The organism is Glycomyces sp. NPDC050141, assembly GCF_055586545.1.
In genome coordinates this window covers 1-9530 of the sequence record NZ_JBVJHZ010000074.1, presented here as the reverse complement: position 1 = coordinate 9530, position 9530 = coordinate 1, and the positions used below count along the sequence as shown (strand labels likewise).

9 protein-coding genes are annotated in these 9530 nt (G+C 70.0%); 2 read left to right on the top strand and 7 right to left on the bottom strand.

What is annotated here, in order from left to right; translation table 11 throughout:
* Positions 1–106: 106 nt before the first annotated feature.
* The 3 genes from ACZ60M_RS25235 to hisF all read right to left on the bottom strand — a co-directional run bounded on the left by ACZ60M_RS25235 (position 107) and on the right by hisF (position 4682).
* Complete coding sequence (locus tag ACZ60M_RS25235) at positions 107–1900, bottom strand: ABC transporter ATP-binding protein (RefSeq protein ID WP_465421977.1); 1794 nt, start codon at positions 1898–1900, stop codon at positions 107–109.
* The gene (locus tag ACZ60M_RS25230) at positions 1897–3723 is read right to left on the bottom strand and encodes an ABC transporter ATP-binding protein (RefSeq protein ID WP_465421979.1); all 1827 of its coding nucleotides are present in this window, start codon (positions 3721–3723) and stop codon (positions 1897–1899) included. The genes ACZ60M_RS25235 and ACZ60M_RS25230 overlap by 4 nt, the downstream gene beginning before the upstream one ends.
* 194 nt (positions 3724–3917) lie before the next feature.
* Positions 3918–4682 (bottom strand): imidazole glycerol phosphate synthase subunit HisF, encoded by a 765-nt coding sequence (gene hisF / locus ACZ60M_RS25225; protein ID WP_465421975.1) that lies wholly within the window; start codon positions 4680–4682, stop codon positions 3918–3920.
* 149 nt (positions 4683–4831) lie between these two features.
* Here hisF and ACZ60M_RS25220 point away from each other — a divergent pair, with 149 nt between their 5' ends.
* Together ACZ60M_RS25220 and ACZ60M_RS25215 are read left to right on the top strand one after the other, a co-directional pair.
* Complete coding sequence (locus ACZ60M_RS25220) at positions 4832–5245, top strand: hypothetical protein (RefSeq protein WP_465421973.1); 414 nt, start codon at positions 4832–4834, stop codon at positions 5243–5245.
* Between the two features lie 20 nt (positions 5246–5265).
* Positions 5266–5976, top strand: a complete 711-nt coding sequence (locus ACZ60M_RS25215; protein ID WP_465421971.1) for a TetR/AcrR family transcriptional regulator — start codon at positions 5266–5268, stop codon at positions 5974–5976.
* A gap of 67 nt (positions 5977–6043) precedes the next feature.
* On the opposite strand, the gene ACZ60M_RS25210 is transcribed toward ACZ60M_RS25215, so the two are convergent.
* The 4 genes from ACZ60M_RS25210 to ACZ60M_RS25195 all read right to left on the bottom strand — a co-directional run bounded on the left by ACZ60M_RS25210 (position 6044) and on the right by ACZ60M_RS25195 (position 9381).
* Positions 6044–6454, bottom strand: coding sequence for an SCO5389 family protein (locus ACZ60M_RS25210; protein WP_465421969.1), 411 nt, complete (start codon positions 6452–6454; stop codon positions 6044–6046).
* Positions 6455–6586: 132 nt separating this feature from the next.
* Positions 6587–7555 (bottom strand): ATP-binding protein, encoded by a 969-nt coding sequence (locus ACZ60M_RS25205; RefSeq protein ID WP_465421967.1) that lies wholly within the window; start codon positions 7553–7555, stop codon positions 6587–6589.
* Positions 7556–7814: 259 nt separating this feature from the next.
* Positions 7815–8711: an amino acid ABC transporter permease gene (locus ACZ60M_RS25200; protein WP_465421965.1), complete on the bottom strand. Its 897-nt coding sequence runs from the start codon at positions 8709–8711 to the stop codon at positions 7815–7817.
* 13 nt (positions 8712–8724) lie between these two features.
* The gene (locus tag ACZ60M_RS25195) at positions 8725–9381 is read right to left on the bottom strand and encodes an amino acid ABC transporter permease (RefSeq protein ID WP_465421963.1); all 657 of its coding nucleotides are present in this window, start codon (positions 9379–9381) and stop codon (positions 8725–8727) included.
* Positions 9382–9530: the final 149 nt, after the last annotated feature.

Below are 9530 nucleotides of genomic sequence, written 5' to 3'. Positions count from 1 at the left end.
CCCCCCCCCCCCCCCCCCCCCCCCCCCCCCCCCCCCCCCCCCCCCCCCCCCCCCCCCCCCCCCCCCCCCCCCCCCCCCCCCCCCCCCCCCGCCACAACACAAAGTCTCAGCTCGAGCGGGTCTGCTCCACCCAGGAGCCGTGCAGCCCCGCGTAGACCGAACCGGGCTCGGCCGCCAGTTCGGCGTGCGGGCCGTGCTGCACCAGGTCCCCCGCGTCGAAGACCAGGACCTCGTCCGAGGTCTCCGCGGTCGAGAGGCGGTGCGCGATGATCACCGTGGTGCGGCCCCGGGTCACGGCGTCGAGGGCCGAGGAGAGCCGCAGCTCCGTGGCCGGGTCGACGGCGCTCGTCGCCTCGTCCAGGACCAGCAGGTCCGGGTCGGCCACATAAGCGCGCACCAGCGAGACCAGTTGTCGCTCACCGACACTCAGATTCGCGCCACCCTCGCCCAGCTCGGTGTCGAGCCCGGCCGGGAGCGTTTCGAGCCAGTCGTCGAGGCCGAGTTCGGCGAACGCCACGTAGATCTCGGCGTCCGTCAGGTCGGGCCGGGCGAAACGCACGTTGTAAGCGAGCGTGCCGTTGAACAGGAAGCCCTCCTGCGGCACCATCGTCACCCGGCCGCGCAGCGACGCGAAGGTGACCTCCGTGAGCGGGACGCCGCCGATGCGCACGTTCCCCGAGACCGGGTCCATGAGACGGGTCAGCAGCTTCGCGAACGTGGTCTTGCCCGAGCCGGTCTCGCCGACGACGGCGACCTTCGAGTGGGCGCGGATCTCCACGTCGATGCCGTGCAGGACCTCCTCGCCGCCCGGGTAGGCGAACCGCACGCCCTCGAACCGGACCCCGAGGGGCCCTTCGGGAAGGGCGACACCGTCGACCGGGTCGGCGACATCGGGCTCGGTCTCGACGATGTCGAGCACGCGGCGCCAGCCGGAGACCGCGTTCTGGGCCTCGTTCAGCGTCTCGGTGCCGATCACCACGGGCTGCGTGAAGAGGATGACGAGGAACAGGAACGCCGTCAGCTCGCCCACCGTCATCGCCCCGTCCGCGACGAGGAACGCGCCCAGCACCACCACGATCACGTTGACGCCCAGGTAGACCAGCTCCCCCGCGCCGAACGAGAACGCCGAGCGGCTGATCGCGCGGGTCTGGTCGCGGCGGTGCTCGTCGATCGACGCGTCGAGCCGCTCGCTCGTGCGGGACCCGACACCGTACGCGCGCACCGTACCCGCGCCCACAACCGACTCGGCCACGGCCGAGAGCATCTTGGACACGCTCTTGCGCACGTCCGTGTAAGCGGCCGCGAGGTGACCCTGGAGCCACTTGATCAGCCACGTGACCGGGATGAACACGATCCACACCGCGATCGCGAGCTGCCACGAGTAGACCGCCATGACCACCGTCGCGACCACGATCTGCGCGGCGGCCGTCACCAGGACCATGCCGCCCTGCTGCAGGAACGTGCTCACCTGGTCGATGTCGGTGGTCACGCGCGCCGTCAGCGCACCGCGCCGCTCGGACTGCTGGTGCAGCATCGACAGGTCGTGGATGTGCCGGAACGTCTTGCGCCGCAAAGCAGCCAGCGCATGCTCGGAGACGACGAACAGGCGGCGGTTCATCAGGTAGTTCGTGCCGGTCGTGACCAGGAGCGCCGCGACGCCGATAGCGGCGACGAGCACGACGTAGCCGATGTCGGGCCCGCCCTCGCCGAGGAGGCCCTTGTCGAGGACCTGCTGCGCGCCGATCGGGACGACGAGGCGGCCGATGGAGGTGATGGCGGCGAGGAAGACGGTGAAGCCGAGGCCGCGGCGCAGCTCCGGAGAGAGGCGGAGGCCGCGCTTGACGGTCTGCCAGGGCCCCAGCTGGGTCTCGGCCGCTTCGGTTGCGGTCTCGGTGGTCATACCGCGGTCTCCTCGTCGTCGAGCTCGGCACTCTTGAATGCGGCGCTGTTGAACTCGCTGTCGTCGAATTCGCGCTCGGCTTCGGCCCGCTCGTAGGCGGTGACGAGGTCGGCGTAGGGCGGGTGGGTGTCCAGGAGTTCGTGGTGGGGGCCGCGGGCGGTGATGCGGCCGTCCTCGAGGAAGACGACTTCGTCGGCGAGGGCGATGGTGGCCCTGCGGTAGGCGACGACGAGGACGCTGGCCGTGTCGGAGGAGTCCTTGAGTCCCGTGAGGATCTGGGACTCGACCTTGGGGTCGACGGCGCTGGTGGCGTCGTCGAGGATGAGCAGCCGCGGCTTGCCCGCGAGGGCGCGGGCCAGGGTGAGGCGCTGGCGCTGGCCGCCGGAGAGGGTGGTGCCGCGTTCGCCGACCTCGGTGTCGAGGCCGCCTTCGAGGGCGGTGGTGAATTTCTCGGCTCCGGCGGCGACGAGGGCGTCCCAGAGGCGTTCGTCGGTGAGGCCGGGGCGGTCGAGGGCGAGGTTGGCGCGGATCGTGTCGTCGAAGACGAAGGGGATCTGCTGGACGAGCGCGGTGGTGCGGGCGAGGCTGGCGTGGGTGAGGTCGCGGAGGTCTTCGCCGTCGAGGGTGATGGCGCCGCCGGTGGGGTCGATGAGGCGGGCGGCGAGGTGGGCGAGGGTGGACTTGCCGGAGCCGGTGGCGCCGACAAGCGCGACGGTGGTGCCGGGTTCGACGGTGAAGGTGACTTCCTGGAGGGCTTCGTGGCCGTCGGGGTAGGCGTAGGCGACGGCGTCGAGTTCGAGTCGGGCGGGCGCGGTGGACTCGGGGAGTTCACGGGTGCCATATGACATATCACCGGTCGAGGCGAGTACGTAGTCCACGCGGCGGCGGCCGACGACCGAGCCGGGCAGGTCGCCCAGGACCCAGCCGATGGCGCGCACGGGGAAGGCGAGCACGGAGAACATGAAGGACACGGTGACGAGCTGGCCGAGGTCGATGGCACCGGCCTCGTAGCGGGCGAGGCCGACGAGGAGGGCGACGAGGACGCCGATCTCGGGCAGGCCCGAGATGGCGGGTTCGAAGGCGGCGCGGAGGCGGCCCACGCCGATCATGGCGTCCCGCAGTTCCTCGGCGGAGGCGCTGAAGCGCTCGGTCTCGGCGGTCTCGCGGCCCATGGCCTTGACGACGAGCGCGCCGTCGAAGGACTCGTGCCCGACGGCCGAGACCTCGGCGCGGAGCTCCTGGGCGCGCTTGGCACGCGGGGCCATCTTGGTCGCGAAGAGGGCGTTGAGGGCGAACAGCGCGGGGAACATGCCGAGGGCGACCAGCGCGACGGCCCAGTCGATCCAGAGGAACGCGCCCATGGCGACGACGACCATGAAGAGGGTGCCGACGGCGAACGGGAGCGGGGCGAGCGGGCGGGTGGCGGCCTCGACGTCCGCGTTCGCGTTGGAGAGGAGGGTCCCGGTGGGGTGCTTCTGGTGCCACGAGACGGGGAGTGCAAGGTAGCGGCGGGTGATCTGGCGGCGCCAGTGCGCTTGGACGCCGAACATCATGACGCCCGCGCCGATGCGGCGGGCGCACATCGTGGAGAAGCGGATGATCGAGGTGCCCAGGAGCGCGGCGACGCCGATCATGACCGCGGCGAGGGCGACCTCGCCGTTCTCATAGGCGGGCACGGCGATGCCGGAGACGACCCAGCCGACGACGAACGAGAGGAAGAGGGTCATGGCGGTGTTGGCCATGGCTCCGGCGGCGCCGACCGCGAAAGGTTTGGGCTCGAGACGGATCATGTCGCCGATGTTGCGCAGTCCCTGGCGGAGGATGCGGTCGTCGGCGGGTTGGTCGTCGAGGGACGACGGTGTGTCGGCGCCGGTGGGCAGCGTCATCGGGTCTCCGGTCACGTGGGTGCGGGTGCCAGGCGCTGCGTGCGCTGGCTAGCCGGTCGGCAAGCAGCCGCTAGCAATCATGCCTCGCCCGGGCACCGGCCGCCAACCGTGGTTCGACCGCGCGGCCCGGTTCAGCGGACCGGGTGGCCCGTGTTCTGCAGCTCTTGCTTGACTTCGCTGATGGCGACGTCGCCGAAGTGGAAGATCGAGGCGGCCAGGACGGCGTCGGCCCCGGCGTCGACGGCGGGCGGGAAGTGGGCGGCCTTGCCCGCGCCGCCGGAGGCGATGAGCGGGATGTCGACGGCGGCGCGGACGGCCGCGATGAGTTCGAGGTCGAAGCCCTGCTTCATGCCGTCGGAGTCGATCGAGTTGAGGAGGATCTCCCCGGCGCCGAGTTCGGCGGCGCGGGCGCACCAGGCGACGGCGTCCAGGCCGGTGGACCGCTTCTGGCCGCCGTGGGTGGTGACCTCCCAGCCGGAGTCGGTGTCGCGGCCGGAGGCGACGTCGGCGGAGAGGACCAGGACCTGGTTGCCGAACCGCTCGGCGATCTCGGAGATCACTTCAGGGCGGGCGATCGCGGCGGTGTTGATGCTGACCTTGTCGGCCCCGGCGCGCAGCAGCCGGTCGACGTCGTCGGGGGTGCGGACGCCGCCGCCGACGGTGAGCGGGATGAAGACCTGCTCGGCGGTGCGGGCGACGACGTCGTACATCGTGGCGCGGTCGCCGGAGGAGGCGCTCACGTCGAGGAAGGTCAACTCGTCGGCCCCAGCGGCGTCATAGGCGGCGGCCAGCGCCACCGGGTCGCCCGCATCACGCAGGTTCTCGAAGTTGACGCCTTTGACGACGCGTCCGTTGTCGACGTCGAGGCAGGGGATCACACGCACCGCTACTGTCACGCGGCAAGCCTACAGGCGGGGGCGGTGGTGGCCTCCGCCATATTTCCCCGGCAGTCTTGAACATGTTCAAGTCCCGGGTGTACCTTCGACTCAGAGTTGAACATGTTCAATTCAAGCCCTGAGTCCCCCTGATAGAACGGAGCACTGCCATGGAACCTGCAGTCGTCGGCTACATCGCCTACCTCCTCGTCGCCATCCCCCTCACCGTCTGGGTCGCCCGCACGCTGGGCACCAACGGCTTCCACTTCATCAAGGACGTCTTCGCCGGAGACGAACAGCTCGCCCAAGCCGTCAACAAGCTCCTGCAGGTCGGCTTCTACCTTCTGAACTTCGGGTTCGTGGCGCTGTGGCTGCGCACTGACGACCCGATCGCCGACGCCCGAGGCGTGTTCGAGACCGTGGCCGTCAAGATCGGCGCGGTGCTGCTGGTGCTCGGGGTGCTGCACGTCCTGAACGTTGTCGTGCTCAACGGCTTCCGCAAGCGCGGCCACGTGGACGCCCGGGCCCTCGCCACCCTCGAGCCGCCGCAGCCGCGCCCGCAGCTCCCGACCCAGCCCGCCTGAGCCCAAGTAGGATCGCCTGCGTGAGCACCGAACCCGAGTCCTCCGACGCGTCCGCCCGCCCTTCCCCGAAGGGCGAGCGGACGCGCCAGCGCATCATCGACACCGCGCTCGACATGTTCGCCGAGCGCGGCTACGACAAGACGACGATGCGGGCGATCGCCGCCGAGGCCGGTGTGTCCGTGGGCAACGCGTACTACTACTTCAAGTCCAAGGAGCACCTCATCCAGGGCTTCTACGAGCAGGCGACGACCCGCCACGCTGAGCTGACCCCGCGCCTGCTCGACGGCAAGGAGACCCTCGCCGAGCGGATCGAGGCGGCGCTGCTCGCCTGGCTCGACATCGCCGGGCCCTACCACGCGTTCGCGGGCCAGTTCTTCAGGAACGCCGCCGACCCGTCCAGCCCGATGAGCCCGTTCTCGGAGGACTCCACGGAGTCCCGCGACCGCGACATCGCGCTCTACCGGGAGGTCCTGGAGGGCTCGAAGACGAAGGTGCCCAAGGACATGGCGGACATCCTCCCGGAGATGCTGTGGCTGCACCAGATGGTGGTGGTCCTGTACTGGGTGTACGACGCCTCCCCCGGCCAGGAGAAGTCGCGGGAGCTGGCGCAGCGGACGGCGCCGCTCGCCGCCCGCGTCGTCTCCCTCTCCCGCTTGAAGATCCTGCGGCCCCTGGTGAAGCAGGGCGAGGAGCTGGTGCGGGACTTCCTCATCACCAGGCGCCCGGCATAGACGCGGAACGGGCCGGCGGGACTTTCGTCCCGCCGGCCCGTTCCGTAGGTGCCGCAGTGGCCCCGGGTCAGCAGTCGCGCAGCTCAGGCGACTGGTTGAGGAGCTGCCCGCGCGGGGAGATGAACTTGCGGTACGTGTCCGAGTCGACCTCCGCGAGCGGGAACGCCGCGATCCGGTGGCAGTTCTGGAACGCGAGCTTCACGCCGTAGTGGCGTTCGAGCGCGCCCCGCATCGAGTCCGAGGCGAGCACCCGCAGCAGCTGCCCGCGCGCCTGCTCGTCCGGCGGCGGCGTGGTGTTGTCGGCGAACTGCGTCGAGCCGTTCGACGACACCACCCCGTTCTTGAGGTCGCCCACGACCTTCGCGATGAGCTCCCACGCGAACGGCAGCGACTGCTTCACGCAGTCGACGAAGTCGGCGTCGCCGACCTCCCCTGCCTCGGCCTTGCGGAGCAGGTCTTCAGAGACGTCAAGGGACATGCGTTCTCCTCTCGGTTCGAATCGGTTCATTGTGCTCGGTTCCGGTGACCCTCCGCTGTCGGGTAATCGACGCAGACGAGTCTCGAAACGCGAGCGTCCAGGCGGGCCGCACGGCGCTGTGCGGCCCTCCGGTCAGACAGCCGGGGCGCGGAGCAGGTGCTCCCCCAGGACGTGACCGGGCACGATCTGGTCGGCCAGGTCCACCCCGGCGCGGTCGTTCCCCCAGGCCAGGGCGGCCTTGCGGTGGAAGTCGTGGGCTTGGCGGGTGAACTTGGCCCAGTCCTTGCCGCCCGAGACGGCCCGCTCGCGGGCGGCGTCGATCACGGCGAGGTTCTCCGGTTCGAGGGCGTCGACAGGGCCGACCCGGCCGCGCTCGGCGGCCTTGACGTACCGCGAGCGCGAGCACCACCCGGCGAGGGCGTCCCCGACGTGCTCGCGCAGGAACGCGACGTCGTCCTCATCGTCGATCTTGTTGCCGATCACGGAGATCCGCACGTCGTAGTCCTCGGCGTACCCGAGGTACTGCTTGTAGACGCCGACGCTGCGCAGGGTCGGCTCGCACACCAGGAACGTGTGGTCGAAGCGGGTGAACATGCCCGAGGCGAACGCCTCGGCGCCCGCGACCATGTCGACGACCACGAACTCGCCGGTGCCGTCGACGAGGTGGTTGAGGAGCAGCTCGACCGCGCCCACTTTCGAGTGGTAGCAGGCGACGCCGAGGTCGTCGTCGACGAAGCCGCCGGTGGCGGCGAAGCGGATGCCGTCGTGCTCGGTGAAGAGCGCGTCGAACACCGGGTTCGACTCGCCGACGGTGAGCAGGCGCGAGCCGGGCCCGGGCGGGGTCGTCTTGAGCATGAGCTCGGCGGACGGGATCAGCGGGTTGGTGCCGCGCAGGTAGTCCTTGATGTCGGCGAGGTGCTCGCCGAGGACGGGCCCCATCGCGGCGGCTTCGGCGTCGAGTCCGAGGGCGGCGGCGAGGTGCTGGTTGATGTCGGCGTCGATGGCCATGACCGGGTGTCCGAGAGCGGCCGCGCGGCGCGCGAACAGCGAGGCCATCGTGGTCTTGCCGGAGCCGCCCTTGCCGACGAAGGCGAGTTTCATTGCTGCGTTCCCCCACCAATTGAAAATGGTTGTTGATTTCAAAAGGAGGGTAGCAGGACCCGGATGCGACTGCGCCTCATATCGATCCGGTGCCGCGCCCGGTCGTTTCCAGTCGGCGGTAATACGTCACGTACTACCAGCGCGCGAATTCGGGGGTAGCACGTCACGTACTACTGCCGTGCGGCTTCGGGGGACGCCGAGGGCCCCGCCGCATCGCGACGGGGCCCTCGGTGACGCGTCACGTGTGACGCGTGATGTATTACTCGGGGACCGCGACCTTCTCGATCTGCCGGACCGCCTTGGCGGGGGCGGCGGTCTTCTTGCGCAGGCGTCGCTCGGCCACGACCACGAGCTTCGACAGCGTGTAGGCCAGCACGAAGTAGATGCCCGCCGCGATGACGAGCGCCTGCAGGAACGACTTGCCGTAGTCCCGGCCGATGATGTTGGCCGAGTGCAGCAGCTCCGGGTAGGTGATCACCGCACCGAGCGAGGTGTCCTTCAGCAGGATCACCAGCTGCGCCAGCACCGCCGGCAGCATGTTCCGCAGCACCTGCGGCAGCACCACGAGCCGCTGCACCTGGCCGTGGCTCAGCCCGACCGCGTACCCGGCCATGGCCTGCCCCGGCGGCAGCGCGTTCACACCGGCGCGCAGGATCTCGGCCAGGACCGCGCCGTTGTAGATCCCGAGGCCCACCACCAGGAACACCAGGCGCCGCGTGTCGCCGTCCCAGCCGAACGTCTCCGCGGTGAACCCGAAATGCCCGTCGATCGTGAACGAGATCCAGATGAGGAGCACCAGCGGCAGCGACCGGAAGAACTGCACGTAACCCGTTGAGGCCCAGCGGGTCGCCGCGAACCGGGAGATCCGGCCGAACCCGAAGACCACGCCGAGGAGGATCGCCAGGACCGAACCGAGCGCGAACGCCAGCAGGGTGTTGAGGATCGCCGGAATCCAGGTGGTCTCGATGACGAGGGCGTCCAGCGGGTTGGCCCACCGCATCGGTTCGAAGAAACCGTCCCCGCCCAGTTCCCAAGCCCCCCAGGCCAGCAGGCCCAGCAGCGCCGCACCAGAGAAGATGGAGGCGATCAGCGAGCGCCGGCGGCCCTTGGGGCCGAGCGCGTCGAACAGGACCGTGCTCTCACGTTGTCTGCTCATGAGTCGACCCCTCTCATCGGACGAAGGCGGCGCGTTTTTCGGCGAGCCGCACCAGGTAGCTGAGGATGAAGGCGATCAGCAGGTAGCTGACGGTCACGCCGATGATGACGCCCCACAGGTCGAACCGCGACTCGTTGTCCTCGATGAGGCGCCGCGAGGTCGCGTACAGCTCGGTGATGCCGACCGCGTAGACGAGCGCGCTGTTCTTGACCAGGGCGATGAGGAGCGAACCCAGCGGGGGGATGACCGCGCGGAACGCCTGCGGGAGGATCACGGTCCCCAGCGACTGCCCGAACGTCAGCCCGATCGAACGGGCCGCCTCCGCCTGGCCGAGCGGGATCGAGTTGATGCCCGAGCGCAGGGTCTCGCCGACGAACGCGCCGGTGTACATGCCCAGGCCCAGCAGGCCCACGCCCCAGCTGGTCGTCTCGATGCCGATGGACGGCAGGCCGAAGTACATGATGAACAGGACCGCCAGCAGCGGCACGTTCCGGAACAGCTGCGTGTAGGCGTGGGCGGCCCAGCGTGCGGGGGCCGCGGGACTGACGTGCATGACCACCAGGATCATGCCGATCACCAGGGCGATGGCGAAGCTGGCGAGCGTCACGACCACGGTGACCCGCGCGCCCTCCAGCATGGCTCTGACCATCAGGTCGAAATTGTCGAACAAGCGGACTCCTCCATAGGGCGGTGGGGGGGGGGGGGGGGGGGGGGGGGGGGGACCACAGAAAGGGGGGGGGGGGGGGGTGGGTGGGGGTTTTTGGGGGTGGGGGAGGGGGGGGGGTTGGGGGTTGGGGTTGTGTCTTGACGGAGAGCAGG

Bases quoted from the DNA above. Each gene is read 5' to 3' on its own strand.
- ACZ60M_RS25210 (WP_465421969.1), bottom strand. From the start codon at position 6,454: ATGTCCCTTGACGTCTCTGAAGACCTGCTCCGCAAGGCCGAGGCAGGG.
- ACZ60M_RS25235 (WP_465421977.1), bottom strand. From the start codon at position 1,900: ATGACCACCGAGACCGCAACCGAAGCGGCCGAGACCCAGCTGGGGCCC.
- ACZ60M_RS25205 (WP_465421967.1), bottom strand. From the start codon at position 7,555: ATGAAACTCGCCTTCGTCGGCAAGGGCGGCTCCGGCAAGACCACGATG.
- ACZ60M_RS25220 (WP_465421973.1), top strand. From the start codon at position 4,832: ATGGAACCTGCAGTCGTCGGCTACATCGCCTACCTCCTCGTCGCCATC.
- ACZ60M_RS25200 (WP_465421965.1), bottom strand. From the start codon at position 8,711: ATGAGCAGACAACGTGAGAGCACGGTCCTGTTCGACGCGCTCGGCCCC.